This window comes from Nocardia sp. NPDC050408, from assembly GCF_044458905.1.
Taxonomy (GTDB): Bacteria; Actinomycetota; Actinomycetes; order Mycobacteriales; family Mycobacteriaceae; genus Nocardia.
The window spans coordinates 1-23062 of sequence record NZ_JBITIL010000005.1 but is presented as its reverse complement, the minus strand read 5'-3'; the positions used below and the strand labels follow the sequence as shown (position 1 = coordinate 23062).

Annotated in this window: 19 protein-coding genes and 4 tRNA genes; 9 read left to right on the top strand and 14 right to left on the bottom strand. The window is 65.0% G+C overall.

Annotated features, from left to right (window positions below; all coding sequences use genetic code 11):
- Window positions 1-81: 81 nt before the first annotated feature.
- A complete protein-coding gene (locus ACIBJI_RS16735; protein WP_364347050.1) occupies window positions 82-846 on the bottom strand; it encodes a DUF2127 domain-containing protein in 765 nt (254 codons plus the stop codon).
- Between the two features lie 121 nt (window positions 847-967).
- On the opposite strand from ACIBJI_RS16735, the gene ACIBJI_RS16730 reads away from it, so the two are divergent.
- Both ACIBJI_RS16730 and ACIBJI_RS16725 read left to right on the top strand, forming a co-directional pair.
- Window positions 968-3424: a glycerol-3-phosphate 1-O-acyltransferase gene (locus ACIBJI_RS16730; RefSeq protein WP_364347048.1), complete on the top strand. Its 2457-nt coding sequence runs from the start codon at window positions 968-970 to the stop codon at window positions 3422-3424.
- On the top strand, window positions 3424-4878 hold the full coding sequence (locus tag ACIBJI_RS16725) for an HAD-IB family hydrolase (RefSeq protein WP_396959431.1): 1455 nt from the start codon (window positions 3424-3426) through the stop codon (window positions 4876-4878). Before ACIBJI_RS16730 ends, ACIBJI_RS16725 begins: the two co-directional genes overlap by 1 nt.
- 485 nt (window positions 4879-5363) lie before the next feature.
- Here ACIBJI_RS16725 and ACIBJI_RS16720 read toward each other — a convergent pair whose 3' ends face one another.
- From ACIBJI_RS16720 to ACIBJI_RS16695, 6 genes are all read right to left on the bottom strand, one after another.
- Window positions 5364-6083 carry a polyprenol monophosphomannose synthase gene (locus ACIBJI_RS16720; protein ID WP_364347044.1) on the bottom strand — a complete coding sequence of 240 codons (720 nt, stop codon included), beginning with the start codon at window positions 6081-6083 and terminating at the stop codon, window positions 5364-5366.
- Between the two features lie 240 nt (window positions 6084-6323).
- Window positions 6324-6509 (bottom strand): hypothetical protein, encoded by a 186-nt coding sequence (locus ACIBJI_RS16715; RefSeq protein ID WP_397084771.1) that lies wholly within the window; start codon window positions 6507-6509, stop codon window positions 6324-6326.
- Between the two features lie 573 nt (window positions 6510-7082).
- A tRNA-Phe gene (locus tag ACIBJI_RS16710) sits at window positions 7083-7156 on the bottom strand.
- A gap of 59 nt (window positions 7157-7215) precedes the next feature.
- Window positions 7216-7289 (bottom strand) — tRNA-Asp (locus ACIBJI_RS16705).
- Window positions 7290-7318: 29 nt separating this feature from the next.
- Window positions 7319-7391: transfer RNA gene (locus ACIBJI_RS16700), tRNA-Glu, on the bottom strand.
- 93 nt (window positions 7392-7484) lie between these two features.
- The gene (locus tag ACIBJI_RS16695) at window positions 7485-8150 is read right to left on the bottom strand and encodes a TetR/AcrR family transcriptional regulator (protein ID WP_364347042.1); all 666 of its coding nucleotides are present in this window, start codon (window positions 8148-8150) and stop codon (window positions 7485-7487) included.
- An 850-nt stretch (window positions 8151-9000) separates the two neighbouring features.
- Here ACIBJI_RS16695 and ACIBJI_RS16690 point away from each other — a divergent pair.
- Window positions 9001-9073 (top strand) — tRNA-Lys (locus tag ACIBJI_RS16690).
- Window positions 9074-9935: 862 nt separating this feature from the next.
- Window positions 9936-10898, top strand: a complete 963-nt coding sequence (locus ACIBJI_RS16685; protein ID WP_364347040.1) for an acyl-ACP desaturase — start codon at window positions 9936-9938, stop codon at window positions 10896-10898.
- Window positions 10899-11020: 122 nt separating this feature from the next.
- Here ACIBJI_RS16685 and ACIBJI_RS16680 read toward each other — a convergent pair whose 3' ends face one another.
- Both ACIBJI_RS16680 and ACIBJI_RS16675 read right to left on the bottom strand, forming a co-directional pair.
- Window positions 11021-11164, bottom strand: a complete 144-nt coding sequence (locus ACIBJI_RS16680; protein WP_364347038.1) for a hypothetical protein — start codon at window positions 11162-11164, stop codon at window positions 11021-11023.
- Window positions 11155-11688 carry a hypothetical protein gene (locus ACIBJI_RS16675; RefSeq protein ID WP_364347036.1) on the bottom strand — a complete coding sequence of 178 codons (534 nt, stop codon included), beginning with the start codon at window positions 11686-11688 and terminating at the stop codon, window positions 11155-11157. The genes ACIBJI_RS16680 and ACIBJI_RS16675 overlap by 10 nt, the downstream gene beginning before the upstream one ends.
- 236 nt (window positions 11689-11924) lie before the next feature.
- On the opposite strand from ACIBJI_RS16675, the gene ACIBJI_RS16670 reads away from it, so the two are divergent.
- From ACIBJI_RS16670 to phoU, 4 genes are all read left to right on the top strand, one after another.
- Entirely contained in the window at window positions 11925-12791 is an 867-nt protein-coding gene (locus ACIBJI_RS16670; protein ID WP_364347034.1) for an SDR family oxidoreductase, read from the top strand.
- Between the two features lie 393 nt (window positions 12792-13184).
- The gene (gene dusB, locus ACIBJI_RS16665) at window positions 13185-14306 is read left to right on the top strand and encodes a tRNA dihydrouridine synthase DusB (RefSeq protein ID WP_364347361.1); all 1122 of its coding nucleotides are present in this window, start codon (window positions 13185-13187) and stop codon (window positions 14304-14306) included.
- Window positions 14307-14528: 222 nt separating this feature from the next.
- The gene (locus tag ACIBJI_RS16660; protein ID WP_397084767.1) at window positions 14529-16913 is read left to right on the top strand and encodes an LCP family protein; all 2385 of its coding nucleotides are present in this window, start codon (window positions 14529-14531) and stop codon (window positions 16911-16913) included.
- A 101-nt stretch (window positions 16914-17014) separates the two neighbouring features.
- The gene (gene phoU / locus ACIBJI_RS16655) at window positions 17015-17677 is read left to right on the top strand and encodes a phosphate signaling complex protein PhoU (protein ID WP_364347030.1); all 663 of its coding nucleotides are present in this window, start codon (window positions 17015-17017) and stop codon (window positions 17675-17677) included.
- A 138-nt stretch (window positions 17678-17815) separates the two neighbouring features.
- Here the strand turns inward: phoU and pstB are convergent, their stop codons facing one another.
- From pstB to mshD, 5 genes are all read right to left on the bottom strand, one after another.
- A complete protein-coding gene (gene pstB / locus ACIBJI_RS16650; protein ID WP_364347028.1) occupies window positions 17816-18592 on the bottom strand; it encodes a phosphate ABC transporter ATP-binding protein PstB in 777 nt (258 codons plus the stop codon).
- A gap of 14 nt (window positions 18593-18606) precedes the next feature.
- Window positions 18607-19512: a phosphate ABC transporter permease PstA gene (gene pstA / locus ACIBJI_RS16645; protein WP_364347026.1), complete on the bottom strand. Its 906-nt coding sequence runs from the start codon at window positions 19510-19512 to the stop codon at window positions 18607-18609.
- Window positions 19512-20486 (bottom strand): phosphate ABC transporter permease subunit PstC, encoded by a 975-nt coding sequence (gene pstC, locus ACIBJI_RS16640; protein ID WP_364347024.1) that lies wholly within the window; start codon window positions 20484-20486, stop codon window positions 19512-19514. The genes pstA and pstC overlap by 1 nt, the downstream gene beginning before the upstream one ends.
- 91 nt (window positions 20487-20577) lie before the next feature.
- On the bottom strand, window positions 20578-21690 hold the full coding sequence (gene pstS / locus ACIBJI_RS16635; protein WP_364347022.1) for a phosphate ABC transporter substrate-binding protein PstS: 1113 nt from the start codon (window positions 21688-21690) through the stop codon (window positions 20578-20580).
- A gap of 248 nt (window positions 21691-21938) precedes the next feature.
- Window positions 21939-22850: a mycothiol synthase gene (gene mshD, locus ACIBJI_RS16630; RefSeq protein ID WP_397084765.1), complete on the bottom strand. Its 912-nt coding sequence runs from the start codon at window positions 22848-22850 to the stop codon at window positions 21939-21941.
- On the opposite strand from mshD, the gene ACIBJI_RS16625 reads away from it, so the two are divergent.
- Window positions 22849-23062, top strand: a 214-nt coding sequence (locus ACIBJI_RS16625) for a hypothetical protein (RefSeq protein WP_397084763.1), incomplete at its 3' end; no start/stop codon positions are given. The genes mshD and ACIBJI_RS16625 overlap by 2 nt on opposite strands.

Sequence of the window (23062 nt, the reverse complement as noted above, 5' to 3'; positions counted from 1 at the left end):
GGTTATGCTGACCTAACTTAGAAAAGTAAGGTTAGCATTACCTGCATAGGTCGCTACTGTGCTCCAGACCACAGCGAACGGCTACTCCCCGGGCACTGCGACCGCCGACCGCTCGACGCTCAGCAAACTCTCCGTGCTGTGCTCTGCGTGGTACGCGGCCCCGCCACCCCGCACTCCGAACAACCGCTTGCTGTAGACCAGCCAGACCACCGCGACGATATTGATCAGCAGCGCCCCGATGCGCAGCACGGTGATCTTCTCGGTCAGCTCGTAGATCTCCAACGGCAGGAAGATGCTGGTCGCGACCACAGCAAAATACTCACCCCAGCGCTTCACCAACCACAGCCCGACCGCCTCGATCGCCTGCAGCGCCGCATAGGCGAGGATGCCGATGGCCACCCACAGCAAAGTGGTATTCGACAGCGAGAACGCGTCATCGATCAGATGCACGATCTTGGATCGGTCGATATCCCAGCCGATCTGATCGGCCAGCGGCCGCAGCAGCGGCAGTTCCTGGTCGAAGGCCGCCCGCATATCCTCGCGCGAGGACTGGAATTTGAAGACGGCGAGCGCGGCGACCACCAACAGCAAACCTCGCACCAACCGCTCGATCGCCAATGCCCGCATCAGCCAGCGGTCCCGCAGCAGTCGTCCGCGCGGCACCTCCGGCGCATGGTCGGCGGGTCCGGAGCCCACCGGTTCGCCGGGCACGAAAGTGCCACAGCGCAGACACCGCCACGCGACACCGGCCACCGTCTGAACATGCAGCCGCTCCGCCAGATCCTGCTCGTCCGGCGCATAGGTGTAATGGCCGTGCCAGCCGCACGCGCGTAACGCCCAATCCATGCGCGCAGCCTAGTTCGCGATCACGATCGCGCGCGATCGCAAACGCCGTGTCGGGGCCTGATGCCCAACTCGCCCGCCGGAGTTCCTGCGCGGAATCCACTGGCGGGCTTCAATAGGAGTCATGATCGATCATCGCGGGGATTCGCCCGCTCCGGCTCGAGCGGCAGCACCCGACTCCGTGGTGGCACTGATCGATGCGGGCTCCCGCGTGGAACGCGAACTCGTCGGCGCCTGGCTGGCCGAGGGCGGCGTCGAACACGAACTCGGCGTCGACGCACCCATTACCCAGTTGGATCTGGATGCGGATGCGATCGGCGATCGACTCGTCGGACGGCGCGACGATCCGCTGGTCGTGCCGATCCGGGTGCTGTGGCTGCCGGCGGAACGCGACGGGGTCCGCCGCATCACCTTCGCCGACTTGGCCCTGCTGACCAATCCGCGCAAGCCGAACCGGTTCGCGCAACGCCGGTTGATCGGCAAATCACCGGACCGTCACGTGGTGCTCACCGGCCAGCCAGCACTGCTCAGCGAACTGCGCGCCAATAACCCGGAGGCGGCGGCGCTGCTCATGAAGGGCTCCGCCGAGCCGTTCGCCCGCGCTATCGTGCGCGCCGCGGTCGTCGCTCTGGAACGCGCTGAACGTTCCATCATCGGCGACCGGTACAAGGTGCCGCGGCTGGTGGCCGAGGAGATCCTCGACTCCCCCGAGTTCCTGCGCAGGCTCGAACTCATCGCCGATCAGCTCGGCATGAGTCCGCATGAGGTGTACCGACGGGCGGAGAAGGCGCTGAACGAGCTCGTCGCCGCCCAGAGCCGGTTGGTCTCGGATCTGTTCACCCAGGCAATGCGCCCGATCCATGCCTCGACCTGGAAGGTCGACTCCGACGACTCCGGCCTGGACGGGTTGCGCGCGTTGAACCGGAACCATCCCCTGGTCTTCCTGCCCTCGCACCGGTCCTATGTCGATGCGTTGGTCCTCGGTGACGTGCTGGCCCGCAATGACTTTCCACCGAATCATGTGATCGGCGGCGCGAATCTGAGCTTCTGGCCGATGGGGCCGATCGCCCGCCGCACCGGCGCGGTCTTCATCCGGCGCAGCTTCGGTGACGACGACGTCTACAAGGCGGTGGTCGAGGAGTACTTCGCCTACCTGCTGGCCAAGCGATTCAATATGGAGTGGTACTTCGAGGGCGGCCGCACCCGCACCGGCAAGCTACGCCCGCCGCGCTACGGATTGCTGAATTACCTTGCCGCCGCGGTCCGTTCGAATCGGATCGACGATGTCATGCTCGTCCCGGTCTCGATCACCTATGAGCGCCTGAACGAACTCGGCGCCATCGCCACCGAACAGGTCGGCGGGAAGAAGAAGCCCGAGGGGCTGGCCTGGCTGGCGCGTTATGTACGCAGCCAACAGCATTCGGCCGGACACGTCTATGTGCGATTCGGCGAACCGCTCTCGGCACGCGATCGCCTTGCCGCATACGGGGATCCGCTCACCCCGCCGCCGACGATCATCCCGCTGCACCGCACCGAAGCGGCGGGCACCGCGCCGAACAATGTCGCCGAGTCGGCGCAGGTCGCCGAACTGGAGCGAAAGGCCGTACAGCGGTTGGCCTTCGAGGTCGCCGTCGGTATCAATACGGTCACCCCGGTCACGGTCAACGCGCTGGTCACGTTGGCGCTACTGGGTGTGCACGAGCGTGCGCTCACCCTCGGCGAAGTGCGTACCGTGCTGGCCCCCGTGCTGCGGTACATCGAACAGCGCGGGTTGCCGAGCGGCGAGCTGGCGGCGTTGCGCGACGAGCAGAGTCTCGCGGTGGTACTCGAGCAATTGTCGCTGGCCAGGGTCGTGACGGTGTATCGCGGCGGGCTGGAACCGGTGTACTCGATCGAATCGGGTGCGCATCTGGAGGCCGCGTTCTATCGCAATAGCGCGGTGCACTGGTTCATCAACCGCGCCATACTCGAATTGTCCATCCTGTGCGCCTTGGAAATGCAGGCGCCGGATCAACTGCGGGCGGGCTGGGACGAGGCCTTCCGACTGCGCGATCTGCTGAAGTTCGAATTCTTCTTCCCGGAGCGGGCCGAGTTCTCGGCGCAGATGACCGCGGAAATGCTACTGGTGGACCCGGATTGGCACCAACACACCGCGGCGGACACCCTCGGCGAGGATATTCTGCACAAACTCACCGCATCCGGATTCATGATGGCCCATCGCGCGTTGCGCGCGTTCGTCGACGCGCAACTCGTCGTGGCCGAGCGGCTCGAGGCCCGCGACAGCGCCGAGGAGATCGATCGCAAGGAGTTCATCGACGAATGCGTCGCCGTCGGTAGGCAGATGCTGCTGCAGCAGCGACTGCACAGTCCGGAATCGGTCTCCACCGAATTGTTCTCCAGCGCACTCAAACTCGCGGACAACCACGGGTTGTTGGCCCACGTGAGTCACGACTCGGCCAAGCCGAGGGCCGAATTGGTCCGGCGCAGAAAAGAATTCGCTGGCCAGCTGCGCATCATCGCAACCCGCATCTCCCAGGCCGCCGCACTCGACCCGTCCAATATTTCGGTACGGGGCGCCTGATGGCTGAACAGAGCCCCGCGGTCCCAACGGATCTCGCGGCGGCCATCGCCGCGATTCGATCCGGGCCGCAGGGCCCGCAGGTGGCCGCGGTCTTCGACTTCGCCACTGTTGTGGATGGTTTCGGGCGGTCGTCGCTGTGGCGGCGGACATTTCGGAGCAATAAGGGCGCAACCGCCGCAGACACCCTGCTCGACAGCATCCGCAACCAACTCACCGATGGCGAATACAGCCGGTTCCTCCAGCAGGCGATGCGGACACTGGCCGCCCAACCGGAAGCCGAGCTGGACGAGTTGGGCACGCGGCTGTTCCGGAAAAAGATCTACGGGCATCTGTATCCCGAAGCGTGGCAGCTGATCCGGACGCACGAGGCAGCCGGACACACCGTTGTGCTCGCCACCGCACTCACCCGATTCCAGGTCGAACCCGCCGCGGCCGAACTCGGTATCGAGCACGTGCTGTACACGCGGATGGCGACAACCGACGGTGTGCTCACCGGTTACGCAGACGGAAAGACCCTGTGGCGCAATGGCAAGGCCGACGCGGTTCGCGAATTCGCCGCAGCGCATGTGTTGGATATCACCCACAGCTATGTCTACGCCGACAGCATCGCCGATCTGCCGCTGCTCTCGGTGGTCGGACATCCGGTGACGGTGAATCCCGATCGCCAGCTCGGCACCGCCGCCGTCGAACAGAATTGGCCCGTACTGAGGTTCCGTCCGCGCCGACCACCGCGCGCGATCGACTATCTGCGCACCGTCGCCGGATTCGCCGGACTACTGGCCGGGGCATTGTTCGGTGTGCTGAGCAAGTCGTATACGCGCCAGCGCCGGAAGATGGCCGATGCGCTGATGGCCTACGGAACCGGTGCGACTCTCGGCACAACCGGTATCCGGCTGCGCGTCAGCGGTGCGGAAAACGCCCGCGCGCCACGGCCCGCCGTCTTCCTGTTCAACCATCAGAGCCAGTTCGACGTGATCATCGTGCCCAAGGTGCTCGCAGGCGGGGTCACCGGAATCGGCAAGAAGGAGCTGACGAAGAATCCGATCTTCGGTCCGCTGATGCGGTTCGTCGGGGTGACCTTCATCGACCGTGCGAACACCACGCAGGCCAAGGCGGCGCTCGCGCCGGTGGTGCATACGCTGCGCGGCGGGCTGTCGATCGCGGTCTCACCCGAAGGCACCCGGTCGTATACGCCGAGAATCGGCCCGTTCAAGAAGGGGGCCTTCCATATCGCGATTCAGGCCGGGGTGCCGGTGATCCCGGTGGTGATCCGCAATGCTGGTGAAGTCAACTGGCGCAACTCGATGGTCGCGCGCAAGGGCACCGTCGATGTGGCGATACTCGACCCGATCGACGTCAGCAGCTGGGACCCCAGCGATATGGACGACAATGTCGAAGCCGTTCGTCAGCTGTACACCGACACCCTGCTGAACTGGCCACAGCCGGACCGCTGATGTCGCCGCCGGGCGCCTTCACCGTGCACCCCCGTATACCGCGGTACTCCGTACACAGATGTCCGGCAGGCGATCGGGTGCCCGATATTTGGCGGACGGGTGCCCGGTTGGAGTGCGGGTGCCCGGTTCGTGTGCGGGTGCCCGGTTCGTGGGTGGATGCCCGGTCGGTGGGTGGATGCCCGGTCGGTGGGTGGATGCCCGATTGGAGTGCGGGTGCCCGATTGGTGGGTGGATGCCCGGTTGGTGGGTGGGTGCCCGGTCGGTGGGTGGATGCCCGGTTGGAGTGCGGGTGCCCGGTTGGAGTGCGGATGCCCGGTTGGAGTGCGGATGCCCGGTTGGAGTGCGGATGCCCGGTTGGAGTGCGGATGCCCGGTTGGAGTGCGGATGCCCGACTGGAGTGCGGATGCCCGACTGGAGTGCGGATGCCCGACTGGAGTGCGGATGCCCGACTGGAGTGCGGATGCCCGGTCATCGTCGGGAATGTGTCAGACCGAGCGGCCGAACAGTAGCTTCCACGGCATAAGGGCGGATTCCAGCTGGACCTTGAGGCTCATCTTGGAGGCGCCGAGGGTGCGCTCCTCGAACCGGATGGGCACCTCCGCGATCGTGATGCCCTTCTTGACGGTCCGATAGTTCATCTCGACCTGAAACGAGTATCCGTTGCTGCGGATCGAGGCCACGTCGATGGCGCGCAGCGTGTCAGCCTTCCACGCCTTGAATCCGGCGGTCGCGTCTTTCACGCTCAGACGCAGGATCAGGTTCACGTAGAAGTTGGCCCACGCGGACAGCGCCTTGCGGTACCACTTCCACTCCTCGGCGGTCGACCCGCCGGGCACGTAGCGGGAGCCGAGCACGACACCGGCATCGGTGGTGCTCAGCTTCTCCAGCATGGCCGGAATGACCTCGGCCGGATGTGACAGGTCGGCGTCCATCTGGATCACCACATCGGCGCCCTCGTCCAATGCCCGGGTGATCCCGGCCACGTAGGCGCGGCCTAATCCGTCCTTTTCGGTGCGGTGCAGTACGCCCACGACATTCGGCAGCTCAACCGCCAGCTTGTCGGCGATCTCACCGGTCCCGTCCGGCGAATTGTCATCCACCACGAGCACATGCAGATCGGGCACCAGCAGCGCCGTCAGCCGCTCCACCGCAACCGGCAGATTCTCCCGCTCGTTGTAGGTCGGCACAACAACGGTAACCCTCAAGGGTCGCCCTCCCTGCTCACCTGTTCCAGCCCGCAGACCCACGACAGGACCCGGAGCACTCGTCTGATTGCCAAGAACCGTACTTGATCGAACTGAAGACCACCTGAGCGCCCGCACGCTCCCGCCATCACCCGAATACCCGCGACCTGCCGACTACCTCGCAAATCACCGCACCCACCCCGCCGAGTATCCCCGGATCCGCACCGAAATCAGTTGCCGCACACCACCCCTGACGCCGGCTCACTTATCGCCATGGCGCCAATCCCGGTCCCGAGCATCTTCCCGGGCATTGCGCGCATGCACGATCTCCAACGCCCGCTCAGCAGTGGTCTGATCCGGATACGGCCCCATCCGATCCCGAAACCAACACTGCTTCCCACTCTCGGCCCGCTGATGCTTCAAGCAGTAATACCACTTCTCCGCCATCCCCCCAGCATCCCACCACCATGATCACCAAGCCCCCAATTTCCGCCCCAATGCCTGAGATCCGCTCCTTCTCCGGATCCGCCTCCTGTGGGCACGAGAGATCGCCGCACCCGAGAAAGCACACCCGGTAACCCGACGGAAAACACCACACGCGAGCAACGACCGCCCGGGCAGACCCCCCTCGAAACAACTCACCTGAGAAGCGATCACGCCCACAGGACGCACATCGACCGACAACGACACCTGGGCAGCACCACACCGAGACAAGCTCACACCAAGAAACGACCACGCCCACAGGACGCACACCGACCAGCGGCACTGGACAGCGCCACAGCCGAAACAAGGTCATGCCGTGAAAGCGGCCACGACCACAGGACGCCACTTCTACGAGAGGCCGAACTCGAGTAGCGCAACACCGGAAAACGGCCACAGCCAAGCCACGGCACACCGGGACGGACTTGGGTTCGCGGGGTGAGAGGCCGCCGAGCGGGGCGTGAGGATCGCACCCCACAAAACACTGAACCCGCAGACTCGGCGCGCGCTTTCTGCGCGCAGAGTCCGCGGGTCTGCGGGTGGCCAGGGCCGGGATCGAACCGGCGACCTTCCGCTTTTCAGGCGGACGCTCGTACCAACTGAGCTACCTGGCCGCAGGCACCCGTGGTGAATGCCATACGCGAAACGCCGGATTGCTCCGGCGCTTATTTTGCGACCCTGACGGGACTCGAACCCGCGACCTCCGCCGTGACAGGGCGGCGCGCTAACCAACTGCGCCACAGGGCCTTGCGTTGCTTCCAACGATCCGAAGACCGTACCCCCTACGGGATTCGAACCCGCGCTACCGCCTTGAAAGGGCGGCGTCCTAGGCCGCTAGACGAAGGGGGCTCGCCCCGGATTTCTCCGGACCGGCTTCAACGGGTGTCCGTTGGGAGCTGGGATAGCTTATGACAGATCGGCCGCGTTTCCCAAATCGGCTGTTCAGGCTCCCAAACCGAGCTCTTCGAGTCGGGCCTGTGCGCGCCAGCCGTCGTTGCGGAACTTCTCGGCCCATTCCGGGGTGGCCATCGCCTCGACCACGACCTCGAGCGCCTCCTGGAACCGGGTCCGCAGATCGACCCCGTTGCCGAGGATATCGATCAGATAGCGCTGGCCGGCCAGGGCCGCGGAAATGGTGCGGGTGAAGCGGTCCGGGTCGGCGTCGGCGCGCAGCTGCCCCTGATCGATGGCTCGGACCGCGAGCGCTCTGGTGGCGCGGCCGAGTATCCGACCGCCGCCGGTCTGCACATCGCGATAGAAGTCCGGTTCGATGATCAATCGGAATTCGGCCTGCACGATGATGTCGTGCTCGAGTCGCAATGCCACCTCGTCGACCATCCCGTGCAGGACGTCGAGTGGACCGAGATCCGTTCTGGCAAGCCAACGCTCGGCCGAGGTGCGGTATCGGTCGACCGCGGTCTCGAGTACCGCGCGTGCGAGATCTTCCTTGGAATCGAAATGAAAGTACATAGCGCCCTTGGTGGCGCGTGAACCTTCCAAAATGCGGTTGAGCGATGCAGCGGCATAGCCGCTCTTCCCGAACTCAACGGCGGCGGACCTGATTATCGCCGCGCGTGTCCGGCGGGCCCGCTCTTGCTGCCGTGCCATGCTCGAAACGCCTCCGAAGCCTACTCGTCGCCAAATCGGTGCCCCAAAAGAACGGACCATTGGCGCGAAGTTATGAGTTTTATCAATACTTCAAACCGGGATTTCGCCCCGTTTCAAACTTTCGGTACGAAAACTTGCGAAAATCCTGAAACACACCAGCTGGTATAGTTTTCTTGCCCAGGTGCGCCGCAGGGGGTGCGCACCTGGGCATTACTTCGTCTCGGATCTGCCTCCCCCGGCGTCGACTCGTAGGAAGTCGCGTTCGGTCGTACCGGCCGCGACACGTTCGGGCACACCAACGATAAGCCGAATTCCGGATCGCCGGGTAAGTCGACGATTCTTCCGTAATTCACCAAGGCGTCACGGTACCCGGAAACACCATCCGACACGCGGCAAACCGTAGACTCCAGCGGCCCAAACACCCGGATATCTGTTACGGCAAACTTCACGCAATCGAGCAAAGTGATGCCTCGGATTTCCGAATTCGACAGCGACGCAGCATTGTTCATCCGAGCCGACCAGCGGCCCGGTCACCACGGCGCCGACCGCGCGACACCGGCCAGCCGCCTCGCTGCGTCCCCCCGAGCACTGACCCTACACCTCCCGCAAATCCAAAGAGATTGGTACGCAACATGATTGGATGGTAGCCCGGCACGGTAGGAATGAACAAAGCTGGGTACCAAATGTTTACCGGCAGCATCGCTGCCTGCGGGCATCGTGTTACCCGGCGCGCCAGCGCGACTCGGCACCGGCACCCGACAACCCCGAGCGAACCGAAGCAAGCTTCCGACCGACGCGCCCCGCCCCCGGTTACTCGATCCGCGCCGGGCCCACTACACTGTCCATCCGCGCCCCTATAGCTCAGTTGGTAGAGCTACGGACTTTTAATCCGCAGGTCGTAGGTTCGAGCCCTACTGGGGGCACCTTGTCAGGCGTCCGGTTTCCATACCGGACGCCTGAGTCATTTCCGGTCCTTCCGAACTCGCGACCCGCATCGGCTGCGGCCATGAAACATCACATTCCACCGCTGGCTTTCTGATACCGCGAACGCGACCCCGCCCACCGGGTATCCCTCGGCAACAAGTGACTTCCCTCGCTGATTTGCTCTCGGGGTTCCCATCGGACAGATCGCCGACAAATCGACCAAGCCAGCACCACGAATGCGCTGAAGGCGGCATTGCCGACATTCCTCGGCGGATTACCGGCCCGGTCGTGCGGCCTCGACGGTCGGCGCGCTGGATCAACGCTCGGTCCGATGGAGAGCACCGGCGGCAACGATCTGGTCGCCAAGTTTCCGCCGGCTCGATCGCGATGGCCTATCCGGTGAGCAGTGGCGCACACCACAGACGCAGTTCGGCGGCGGCAGCGCGGACATACTCGGCGGTCTGCTCGGCGGCAGCGGCAAGAGTCCAGGTGGCATCGACGGCGCGATCGGAGAAGCGTTGGCCGAGAGCGCAGGTGGTGCACTCCGGAATCGCCTCGACGGACTCTTCGGCGAAGAGCGCTGAACGATCGCGATGGCGATACCTGCGGCTTTGTGCGTTACAGCACGTTGGGCTAACGACTCTCGGCCCCTAGCGATAGACCCCTTGCTGCGGGCCGAGCCCCTACACTCGGTGTGGTTGTCGAACGCCGACGTCGGCATATGACCTCTATCACGAGGTCTTATTTGTCAGCCAGATGCGTTTCGCATCACACCTACGGTGCCGTAAGGTATGGCCGCATCGGCACACGGTCTACCCCGGGGAACTGACCAGCAAGAGCACACACATGAAGGGCTTGTATATGGCAAGGGATCTGACTCAACTCGAGCTGCTCACGGAGTTGGAGCCGGTTGCCGAAGAAAACGTCAACCGGCACCTCTCCCTGGCAAAGGAATGGCATCCGCACGACTATGTCCCGTGGGATGAGGGCCGCAACTTCGCGGCACTCGGCGGGGTCGACTGGGACCCTGAGCAGTCCCGACTGAACGAGGTCGCGAAGGCGGCCATGATCACGAATCTGCTCACCGAAGACAATCTGCCCTCCTACCACCGCGAGATCGCCGAGAACTTCTCGCAGGACGGCGCCTGGGGCACCTGGGTGGGCCGCTGGACCGCCGAGGAGAACCGCCACGGCATCGTCATGCGCGACTACCTCGTGGTGACCCGTGGCGTCGATCCCGTCGCGCTCGAAGAGGCGCGCATGGTCCACATGACCAATGGATTCGCTTCGCCGACCGAGGCCGATGCGGGCTTCCTGCACTCGGTCGCGTACGTGACCTTCCAAGAGCTGGCCACCCGGGTCAGCCACCGCAATACCGGCCGGGTCTGTGACGACCCGATCGCCGACCGCATGCTGCAGCGCGTCGCGGCCGACGAGAACCTGCACATGATCTTCTACCGCAACATGTGCGGCGCGGCCCTGGATCTGTCCCCCGACCAGGCGATCGAGGCGATCACGCTGATCCTGGAGAACTTCCAGATGCCCGGCGCCGGCATGCCCAACTTCCGCCGCAACGGGGTACTGATGGCCAAGCACGGCATCTACGACCTGCGCCAGCACCTCGAAGAGGTGGTGCAGCCTGTGCTCAAGAAGTGGAACATCTTCGAACGCACCGATTTCACCGCACGCGGCGACGCCGTGCGCGAACGGCTGGGACTGTTCCTGGAGAAGCTGAGCCAGGACGTCATCAAGTTCGAAGAGCAGCGCGACCGCATGCTCGCCCGCGAGGCGAAGAAGCGCGAGCTCGCCGGTATCGCTGGCTGATCTCGACCCCGCAAACCTGAGCGCGCCGCCGCCGGATTTCTCCGGCGGCGGCGCGTTTATGTTCGGCAACGCCGATCTCGGTGGCGAACTTATAGATTCAACCGTCGAAACTCCTCGCGGCGCTACTTCACCGGCAGTGCGCCGTCGACACCGCCCACATCGGTGATCTTCCAGTCCGAGCTCTTATCCAGCGTGACGTTGTAGGTCACTGTTGTCTGCGCGCCCTCCGGACTCTGCGCATTCGTCGAACTCCCATTTACGAACACATCGACTTTGTAGTACCGCCTTGCTCCGACATCACCTTTGCGGTAATCGGCGCGGCGGTGGAGGTCCACTTCAACGGAACCAGAATCTGTTCGAGCTCGGGCGCGGTCGCATCGAACTTATTCGCCAGTTGCGCAACGGTATTCGCCTTCAGCTCGGCCATCCATGACGGTATGTCCTGATAATTGACGGTGGCCGCGCCGACCGCGTATTCGGTGGCCACCTGCTCGGCCTTCTTATCCGCGGCTTCTCGATCTTTTCGATCGGCGAGATCACCGCGGGCCGAGACGAGAAAACCGCTCAGCACGGCGACCGCGATCACCAATGCGCCGATTACCGCGCCGCGGACGACGGTGGAGATGCGAATCGACACGGTTCCCGACTTCCGATCCGACGGCTGTCCGGACTTGTCGGCCTTCGTCTCGGAGGCCTTCGCCTCGGCAGCCTTCGCCTCGGCAGCCTTACCCAGCTCCACGCCGGAGCCGTCGTGTCCGCCTGCTGCGGTGCCCTCGATCCGTTCCGTCATTCGCTCTCTCCGATGAGCCTGGTGGTCGCGGGCGATACCCGCGAGAAACAGGCTACTGAGGCCGTCTGAGACGGTCGAAGTGCCCTCGGCGCTGGGGCGCCGAGCCGGGCAATCATCTCGGGCCCGATTCCGAATCCGCCGACGATCCGGGCGCGAACCTCGACACTGGTGGTATTGCCGCCGACGGCGCGCCGCGCTGACCGGCCATACTCACAGGACCGCAGGAGGCCGAGGAAATGTCCAGCACATCGAAGGGCGACGGGGCGCTCACCGGCAAGGTTGTCGCGATCACCGGAGGCGCGCGCGGTATCGGACGCGCGAGCGCCGAGGCATTTCTCGCGGCGGGGGCCGCGGTCGCGATCGGCGATATCGATGTCGAACTGGTGGCCAAGACGGCGGCGGAGTTGGGCGCGGACCCGGAGGCCAAGATCATCGGCCTACCGCTGAACGTCACGGACAAGGCTTCCTTCGCCGCCTTCCTCGACAGCGTGGACAAGGAACTCGGCCCGCTGGATGTGCTGGTCAACAATGCGGGCATCATGCCGACCGGATTATTCGCCGACGAGGACGAGGCGATGACCGAGCGGATCATCGATATCAACCTCAACGGCGTCATCCACGGATCGCGCCTGGCCGTCGGGCGATTCATGGACCGCGGCAGCGGACATCTCATCAATATCGCGTCTTTGGCTGGGACACAGGGCTTTCCAGGGCTGGCCACCTACTGTGCGACCAAGCACGCGGTGGTCGGGTTCACCTCGGCGCTGCATCTGGAGATGAAGGAGCACGGCATACATGTCGGCGCGGTGCTGCCCGGCATCGTGCGCACCGAATTGTCCGCCGGTGCCGATATGCCGGCTTGGATTACACCGCTGACCACGGTGGATCCGGAGGACGTCGCGCAGGCGATCGTGAAGTCGGTACAGCAGGACAAACCACTGGTGACAGTGCCTCGCCGCCTCGCCGCCATCATCAAGTCAGCCCAACTGCTGCCCTACCGCGCCCAGCTGGGTGTCGCCAAATTAACCGGCGCCACAACGGCTTACGCCCATCCCGACGCGGCCGTACGCGAGATCTACCACCGCAGACTCCGCGACCAGTAATTCGAAAGCCTTACCGTGCTGCCGAATTCACGTTGACCGGGACCATGGTCGATCGTTGACGAATTCCGCAGTGCCACTGCGACTTTCCGCACGAGTGGGGACGCGAACGCGGCAGATGAGGTCCAGGATCCGGAGTACGACGCATACGTCCCAGCGCAAGCGTATGCGGCCGAGTTCGTAAACCGGTTGTCGAACCCGGAAGCGCGCGGCGGGGACGTCGCACATCGTCGCTTCGCAGCCTGGGATGGACGCGCCTTCGGGAAGCTGACCGGGCAGAGCACACAGGAAAAATCTTCCTACTTCCAAAACCGGAATCACGGCGAGGGCCGAACAGGGCGCAGTACCGCTGATGAGACACTGGTGGGCGTGACGATTACTGCTGAGGCCAAGAGCATGCTGCGGATCGGGCCGTATCCGGTCGATCCGGCGGTGGTGCTCGCGCCGATGGCGGGCATCACCAACCTGGCGTTTCGGAAGTTGTGCCGGGAGTTCGGTAGCTCCACCTCGATCTATGTGTGCGAGATGATCACCGCGCGGGCGGTGGTCGAGCGCAATGAGAAGACGCTGCACATGATGTCCTTCGACGCGGACGAGCATCCGCGCTCGATGCAGCTCTACGGTGTGGATCCCGCCACACTCGGCGAGGCCGTGCGGATCATTGTCGGCGAAGGCTGGGCCGATCACATCGACCTCAATCTCGGCTGCCCGGTGCCGAAGGTCACTCGACTGGGTGGCGGCGCGGCGCTGCCGTACAAGCGCGCACTGTTCAGCAAGATCGTCAAGGCGATGGTTTCCGGCGCCGAACCGGCCGGTGTTCCGGTGACAGTGAAGTTCCGCATCGGCATCGACGACAACCACCTCACCTACTTGGACGCCGGCCGCATCGCCGAGGCCGAGGGCGCCAAGGCCGTCGCATTGCACGCCCGCACCGCCGCACAGCGGTATTCGGGCCAGGCCGACTGGACGGCGATCGCCCGGCTCAAGGAGGCCGTCACGACGATCCCGGTGCTCGGCAACGGCGATATCTTCTCGGCGGCCGACGCGGTTCGGATGATGGACGAAACCGGTTGCGACGGAGTCGTTGTCGGGCGCGGCTGCCTCGGCCGCCCGTGGCTGTTCGCCGAATTGCAGGCGGCACTGCGGGGCGAGGCGCTGCCCGAGGCACCGAATCTCGGACGCGTCGGCGAGGTGCTGTACCGGCACGGCGCCCTGCTCGCCGAACACCTGGGCGAGGACAAGGCCATGCGCGATCTGCGCAAACATATGGCCTGGTATCTGATGGGCTTCCCGGTCGGCGCGGACCTGCGCCGCTCGTTCGCCACCGTGTCGAGCCTCACCCAATTGCAGGACCTCATCGGCGAACTCGACCCGAAGGCGCCCTTCCCCCGTGACGCCGAGGGCCCGCGCGGGCGCCAGGGTTCGCCGGGCAAGGTGGCGCTACCGCACGGCTGGCTCGACGATCCCGATGATCCGGCCGTCCCCGCGGGTGCGGATCTGATGCACAGCGGCGGTTGATCGTTTCGAGCGACCCGCAGGCGATCTGTACGTGCATTCGCACTGTCATCCGATCGTCAGAAACCCTCCGACCAGCACACATCCAGATGTGCGACACAACCTCGGCTCGCCGATTTCGCACTGGGCTGGCTCGCCGTGGCGGAATCGTTATCATTGGCGGAATCGGTCATGCCGGTCGAAAGCGGCCGAAACGGCAGCGGAGACGAAAAGCGAGGTTCGTTGGTGGGTGACGATCGGCACGGGCAGTCGCCACGGCCCGGAGGTCGCGCCCCGTGGGAGCGCTATCCCACGGCGGATTACACCGAACGCGACGGTGCACGGTCCTCACGCAGAGCCCGACATAACGATCCTGATTCCGGCTCGGCACCGCTGACGGTTCAGGACCTGGTCCAGAAGGTCGACAACGAACGCAGCGGGCGCAGACGTCGGTCCACGCCACCGGACGCACCGCCCACGCATGCGAACCGGGCTGCCCCGCAGCCGCCCGAAGCCTCCGCACGCCAAGCCGACACCCCGCCGCGCAAATCGAGCGCTCCAGCGGCGCGCCAAGCGGACGCACCGCCCCGGACCTCCGCCATGCCTTCCGGACGTAACGGCGACGCGCCTCGCACCTCGGCCACGCCAGCCGGACGCAAAGCCGACGCACCGCGTACATCGGCCATGCCCACCGGACGCAACGACGGGGCACCTCGCACGTCGGGCAACCCGGCCGCCCGCAAAACCGACGCACCCCGCACGTCGAGCAACCCGGCCGCCCGCAAAACCGACGCACCCCGTACCTCGAGCACCCCAGCCGCCCGCAAAACCGACGCACCCCGTACGACTGCCACTCCAGCCGCCAAGGCCGACGCCACCCGCCGTTCGGCGGCCTCCGCGGTCGTCGACGACATCGCGGGCACCCCGACAACCGCACGCACCGGGAAACGCCGCGCATCGACAGTTTCCGCGAAAGAACCCCCCGAGGTCGTCACCGACGTAATCCCCCCGGTCGAGGAAACTCCGCGCCCCAAGAAGCGCGCCATCGGCTGGCCGACCACCGATCCGGATGAGCCGACAACCGCAACCGCATCCACCCGCGTCGGCCTGTCCCGGCTCGCCGCGAGTAAACAACGCCGCAATAAGCGGCTGCAGGTTGCTGGACGCGCCAGCCTGACAATCTGTGCGGTGGTCGCCCTGCTGGTCACCGGCGGCGGCTGGAGCTATCTACGCTCGACCGCCAATGGCTTCACTCAGGTCTCCGCACTCGACGACCATCCCGAAGACGTCCTCGACTCCGGCGCCCAACTCGGCGACGAGAATTTCCTCCTCGTCGGCACCGACACTCGTGCGGGCGTCAACGGCCAGGTCGGCGCCGGCACCCTGGACGATGCCGAGGGCTCTCGCGCCGACACCGTCATGCTGGTGAACATCCCCAAGAACCGCTCGCGCGTCGTGGTGGTCTCGTTCCCCCGCGACCTCGATGTCAGCCGTCCGCAGTGCAACGGCTGGGACAACGACAAGGCCGAGTACACCAACGAGGTCTTCCCCGCGGCCATGGGCGACAAGCTCAATGCCGTGTACGCGCTCGCCGGACCGAAATGTCTGGTCAATGTGATCCGCAAGATGACGGGTCTGAGCATCGGACACTTCATCGGCATCGACTTCGCCGGATTCGAGGCAATGGTCGATCAGGTCGGCGGCGTCGATGTCTGTACGCCGAAGCCGATCATCGATGGCATTCTCGGCACCGTGCTGGAGAATCCGGGCCACCAGCACATCAATGGCGAGACCGCACTCAACTATGTGCGCGCCAGGCACGTCTACGGCGAGGAACGCAGCGACTACGACCGGATCAACCGGCAGCAGCGCTTCCTGGCCTCGCTGCTGCGCGGTGCGCTGTCGAGCCGGGTGCTCTTCGATCCCGGCAAGTTGAACGGTTTCATCTCCGCGTTCACCAGCCACACCTTCGTCGACAAGGTGCAACCGACCGACCTGCTGACCCTGGGCCGCTCGCTGCAGAAGGTCGACGCGGGCGCGGTCACCTTCTTAACCATCCCGACCGCGGGCACCACCTCCTACGGCAACGAGATCCCGCGCGATTCGGATATCAAAGCGATCTTCCGCGCCGTCATCGATGACCAGCCGCTGCCCGGCGAGAAGAAGTCGACCCCGGCCCCCGGTTCGATCCCGTCGTCCCAGCCGGCGCCACCGAAGCTGACCGCGGTCGATCCGAGTTCGGTATCGCTGCTGGTCTCCAATGGTTCGGACACACCCGGCGCGGCCAACAAGGCGGCGACCAAGCTCGGCAATCAGGGCTTCCAGATCTACAACACAGGCAATTACTCGGGCGGGAATACCGAGGTCGCCACCAAGGTGCGCTTCGCGCCCGGCCATGAGGCCGAGGCGGCCACGGTGGCCAGTTCGCTGCCCGGAGCGTCGATGGAGCAGTCGAACAGTCTCGGTGGCATCATCGAGGTCGTGATCGGTGCCGATAACCCGACCATTCGCACTCCCACACCGGTCGGCGATTCGATCTCGAACGTCTCGGTCACCGTGGCGAGTGCGGAACCGGTCACACTGCCCTCGGACCTGGAGCACGTCAACGCCGCGGACGAAACCTGCAAGTAGGGAAGGCCGTGAGCTGGGGCAACGTTCTCGCTAACGTTCGGCACCGCCCATTAACCCAGTGTTGGTGACTAGGTCAGCACCTGGCACTAATGTCTCTTTTCATGCGTGTCATCTACAACGAGCAAATGGCCGACCTTGCCCACCTGCTGGGCGAGATGGCCGGTCTGGCGGGTTCGGCGATGGAACGGGCCACCCAGTCTCTGCTCCAGGCCGATCTCACTCTGGCTGAAGCGGTGATCGGCGAGGGCGACCGGATCGCCGAAATGATCACCGATGCCGAGGAGAAGGCGTTTGCCCTGCTTGCGCTGCAGGCGCCGGTGGCGGGCGACCTGCGGCAGGTGGTGAGCGCGATCCAGATCGTCCAGGACGTCAACCGGATGGGCGCGCTGGCGCTGCACGTGGCCAAGGTGACCCGGCGGCGCCACCCCAACCACGCGCTACCCGAGGCGGTGAATGGCTACTTCGCGGAAATGGGCCGAGTAGCGGTGAATATGGGTGCCGGCGCCAGGGAGGTGCTCGAGTCCCGCGATCCGGAGCGCGCCGCGCAGCTCAACGATGACGACGAGGCAATGGACGATCTGCACCGTCACCTGTTCACGTTGCTGATGGATCGCGACTGGAAGTACGGCGTCGCCGCGGCCGTCGATGTCACGCTGCTCGGCCGCTACTACGAGCGCTTCGCCGACCATGCCGTGGAGATCGGCCGCCGGGTGATCTTCCTGGTAACCGGTGAGCTGCCGCCGGATCCCGACGTCGAGCTGTAGTCGAGTTACCCTGCCGGACAACGAAACACGGCACGCACCGGCGCGCCGGGGCTCGGTCACGCGCCCCGGCGGCCACGAATAGCGGTGTCCGACATAGCAAAAGGCCCGCACCTTAGTGCGGGCCTTTTGGTTTGCCGCTTATCCGAAGCGACCGGAGATGTAGTCCTCCGTCGCCTTCTGCCCCGGGTTGGAGAAGATCTTCTCGGTATCGTCGATCTCGATCAGCTTGCCCGGCTTGCCCTGCGCCTCCAGGTTGAAGAAGCCGGTCTGGTCACTCACGCGCGCGGCCTGCTGCATATTGTGCGTGACGATGACGATGGTGAATTCCTTCTTCAGCTCGGTGATCAGGTCCTCGATCGCCAAGGTGGAGATCGGGTCCAGTGCCGAACACGGCTCGTCCATCAGCAGCACATCCGGCGATACCGCGATGGCGCGCGCGATGCACAGACGCTGCTGCTGACCGCCGGAGAGGCCGCCGCCCGGCTTGTCCAGCCGGTCTTTGACCTCGTTCCACAGGTTGGCGCCGCGCAACGAACGCTCGGCGACCTCGTCGAGCTCCTTCTTGTTGCGCACACCCTGCAGCTTCAGTCCGGCCACCACATTGTCGCGAATCGACATGGTGGGGAACGGGTTCGGACGCTGGAACACCATGCCGATGGTGCGGCGCACGCCGACCGGATCGACGGTGGAGCCGTAGATGTCCTCGCCGTCCAGCAGCACCGCGCCATCGACGCGGGCACTCGGGGTCACCTCGTGCATCCGGTTGAGCGAACGCAGCACGGTGGACTTACCGCAACCCGACGGGCCGATGAAGGCGGTCACGCTGCGCGGCAGTACCGACAGCTTGACATCGGCAACCGCATGGAATTTGCCGTAGTAGATATTCAGGTCTTTGACATCGATCCGCTTGGCCATTTTTCCGTTCGCTTCTATCGGTTCCGCGTGAGCAGCTTGTTGACGACCGCGGCCGCCGCGTACAGCAGGGCGATCAGCAGGATCAGTGTCAATGCCGCGCCCCACACCCGGGCTCGGCCGGCCGGTTCCGGGTTCGCCAACTCCTGGTAGATCAGCAGCGGCAACGACGCCATATTGCCGTCGAACAGGTTGGTATTGATCGACTTGCTGTAGCCGACAAGCACCAGCACCGGCGCGGTCTCACCCATGACCCGGGCGAGCGAGAGCAGGATGCCGCTGATCATGCCGGGCGCCGCGGTCGGCACCACGATCCGAACGATGGTCTTCCACTTGGGAATTCCGAGCGCGTAGGACGCCTCGCGCAGCTCGTCGGGAACCAGTTTCAGCATTTCCTCGGTGCTGCGAATCACCACCGGGAGCATGAGCAGAACCAGCGCCAGCGATACCGCAAGCGAACTCTGTGGGAAGCCCATGGTCGCGATCCACAGCGCGAAGATGAACAGCGCCGCGACGATCGACGGGACACCAGCGAGGATGTCGACCATGAAGGTGGTGACCTTGGCCAGCACGCCACGCCCGTATTCGACCAGGTACACCGCGGCCATGATGCCCAGCGGCACCGCGAGGACGGCGGCGACGAGAGTCTGCACGATCGTGCCGTAGATCGCGTGGTACACACCGCCACCGGACTGGTCCGGCAGGATGCCCTTCTGCGATTTCTGCCACCAGTCCGGCGAGACGACGGACTCGAGGCCCTTCGACACCACCATGAACAGCACCCAGATCAGTGGCACGAGCGCGATGGCGAAGCACGCCCAGACCACTCCGGTCGCGAGGCTGTTCTTGACTCGGCGGGCCGTGCTCACATGCCGGAAAGTGGGCGCCTTGACCGGCTTGTCGAAAGTCGTCGTGGTGGTCATTACCCGTTCACCCTTCCACCGGATACGAGCCGCGCCAGCGCGTTGACGATGAAGGTCAGCGCGAACAGCACGAAGCCGGCCGCGATGTAGGCGCCGGTCGGCAGCGGCTGACTGAATTCCGAAGCGGCGGCGGCGATTTTGGAGGCGAAGGTGTAGCCGCCGTCGAACAGCGACCAGTGACCGGCCTGTGCCGAGGTGCGCAGGATGACCAATACCGCGATCGTCTCACCGAGCGCGCGGCCCAGGCCGAGCATGGAACCGGCGATCACACCGCTGCGGCCGTATGGCAGCACCGTCATCCGGACCATCTCCCATTTGGTCGCGCCGAGTGCCTGCGCGGCCTCGATATGCGAGACGGGCGTCAGGTTGAAGACCTCGCGGGAAACCGAGGTGATGATCGGCAGAATCATCACCGCCAGCACCACGCCCGCGGTGAAGATCGTGCCGCCGCCGGAGATCGACACATTGCCGTCGGAAAACAGAAAGAACCAGCCGAGCTTGTCGTTCAAGAAGGTCTCGACCGGTTCGATCCGCGGCGCGAGTACCAGGAAGCCCCAGAGACCGAACACGATCGACGGCACCGCCGCGAGCAGATCGACGAGCATCGCGAAGGGACGCGCCATCGACTTCGGCGAATAGTGGGTCAGGAACAGTGCGATGCCCACACCGATGGGCACCGCGATCACCAGCGCGAGTATCGAGCTCAGCACCGTGACCATGAGCAGGTCCCGGATGCCGAAGCGCAGGTGATCGGCACTGGTGGTGTTGAACTCGCTACTGGTGAAGAAGTTCGCCTCGTTCGCCATGATCGAGGGCCACGCACGGATCAGCAGGAATAGCGCGATCAGTGCGATGGCCGCAACGACCGTCGCACCGGCCGCGGTGGCAAGCGACCGGAAGATGACCTCGGCCCGCTGGTTGTGGCCGGGGCGGGCCTTCGGTGAGGCCGGTTCGGTGCTCGGTTCACTCGACATAGGGGCAGTATCTCCAGCCGCCCGCGGGCCAGTCGAGTCCGACTGGCCCGCGGCGGTCACCTCAGGGTGCACGGTCATGGCGTGGCAGCTATCAGGAAATGGCGTTGATCGCGGTGGTCAGCTTGGTCTTGAACTTGTCCGGGATCGCGACGTAGCCCGCGGTGTCCAGACCCTTCTGGCCATTGTTGACGGCCGAAGTCAGGAATGCCTTGACCGCCTTGGCGGTATCGGCGTCGGCGTACTTCGAGCAGACGATCTCGTAGGTCGGCAGGATGATCGGGTATGCGCCGGCCGCGGTGGGCTTGTAGAACGACGAGGTGTCGAGCACCAGGTCGTTGCCCTCACCCTTGATCTTCACGCTGTCGACGGCCTTGGCCGCGGACTCCGGGGTCAGCTTGACCGGGTCCTTGGAGGCCGACGTAACGACCTGCGCGATGGACAGGTTCTGCGCCTTGGCGAAGGACCACTCGTTGTAGGTGATCGAGTTCTTGGTGCTCTTGATGGCGGCCGAGGTGCCCTCGTTGCCCTTGGCACCCTCACCGACACCGCCGTTGAAGGTCTTGCCCGCGCCCTTGCCCCACGCGCCGTCGGCGGCGGCGTCGAGGTAGAGCTGGAAGTTGTCGGTGGTGCCCGACTCATCGCTGCGGAAGATCACCGAGATCTTGTCCGAGGGCAGCTTGGCGCTCGGGTTCAGCGCCTTGATCTCCGGGGCATCCCAGGTGGCGATGGTGCCGTTGAACACCTTGGCAGCGGTCGGGCCGTCGAGCACCAGATCGCTCACGCCGTCGATGTTGTAGGTGATGGCGATCGGGCCGAAGACGGTCGGCAGGTTCCATGCCGGGGCGCCGCAGCGCTCCTGTGCCTTGGCGGGTTCACCCTTCTTGTCGCTCAGCGGCGAGTCCGAACCGGCGAAATCGGTCTGGCCGCCGAGGAATTCGTTGACGCCGGCGCCGGAACCACTGGAGGTGTAGTTCAGCGTAGAGCCGCTGCAGTTGGCCTCGTAGGCGGCGACGAAGCGGTCCATGGCGTTCTTCTGGGCCGAGGAACCACTGGCCTTGAGGGCCTTCTTACCGCCACAGGCGACATCGACCTTGGCAGCGGAATCGCCGGTGGCAGAGGTGTTGTCGTCACTGCCACAGGCGGCCAGGGGCATGGCGACGGCGGCCAGCACACCGATCAGGGCGCTGCTGCGCTTGAAGTTCACTTGTTCCTCCGGGAATCGCGTTCGACACGCCCGGTCCCTCACCGGCCCGGGCGGGTTTCGTGGTGCCGTTCGCGGGGAACTTGCGCACCAGGCGGCAACGGTGCCGCCCTTATGTAACGTAAGGTCGCTCGGTTGACATTTGGACCAGGCTGGGTGAACGGAGGGTGAACAGCCCGGCGCGATTGCTCCCGTTATGTGTGACATTTGCCCCAGTGTTACTCGAGCAACCCCGGCGGTCCGCTTGCTATTCAGTCAGCGGCCGAATACGCGACATCGACATGTGACCGTTCGAAGCCGAGTCGCGTGTAGGTGCGCACGGCCGCGGTGTTGTCGGCCTCGGTGTAGAGCAGAACCTCCGGCAGGCCACGTTCGCGCAGGTAGCGCAGGCCCGCGAGGGTCAGCAGGCGGCCGAGTCCCCGCCCCTGCGCGGCCGAATCAATGCCGACCACGTAGACCTCGCCGACCGGTGGGTTGTTCTCGTAATGCACCTTGGTCCAGTGGAATCCGAGTATGCGGTCCGGATCGGCCGGATCCACAGCGATGAACAGCCCCTTCGGGTCGAACCAGGACTCCTCGTGCCGAACCGTGATATCGCGCTGGGTCCAGCCGCCCTGTTCCGGATGCCAGGCGAAGGCGACGTTATTGACACGCAACAGTTCGGCATCGTCGGCGGTGCCTTCGTAGGTCCGCAGCACGATACCTTCCGGAACGACCAACTCCGGTAGCTCCGGCGTTGCCAGCGCCCGCCGCATCTGCCACAACTCCCGTGCGACGCGCAGTCCGAGTCGGGTTGCGAGCGCCTGCGCGGCAGGCTTATTTCCGTGTGCCCACACCCGAGCACCCGATCCGCCCTTCGCCAGTGCGGCCGAGACCAATTCCGCACCGATACCGTGGCCGCGAGCAGCGGGATCGACGGCAACCTCCGCCATTACGGGGTGTTCGCCATGTGCGGGAACGAGATTCGCGTATCCGGCTACGACACCGTCACGCACCGCGACCAGATGTTCGGCTGCGGAATCGGTCGCGGACAGCGCGAGTACGGCCTGCTCGGACACCGGTGCGACACCGTCCGCCGCGCCGGCTCGCTCGAGCAGTGCACGCACCGCCCGCGCCGGCTCGGCATCGAGGCCCGCGCTCCAGCGCAGCGTTGTCTCACCCATGAGCGTCTCCCTCGTCGATCCCATCACCGCGACGAACGCGCGAATCCCGCGCACCATTCCTTCGGATCAAGATCAGGTGGATCCGGCGGCGGCTTCTCGGGCGGCGGATTCAGGCGATGGTTGCAACAGTGCTTGCCTGGGTGAGTATCTCATTGAGGATTTTGGTGGGGCTGCGGAAGCCGTGGCGTTTGCGGGGGCGGTTGTTGAGTTCG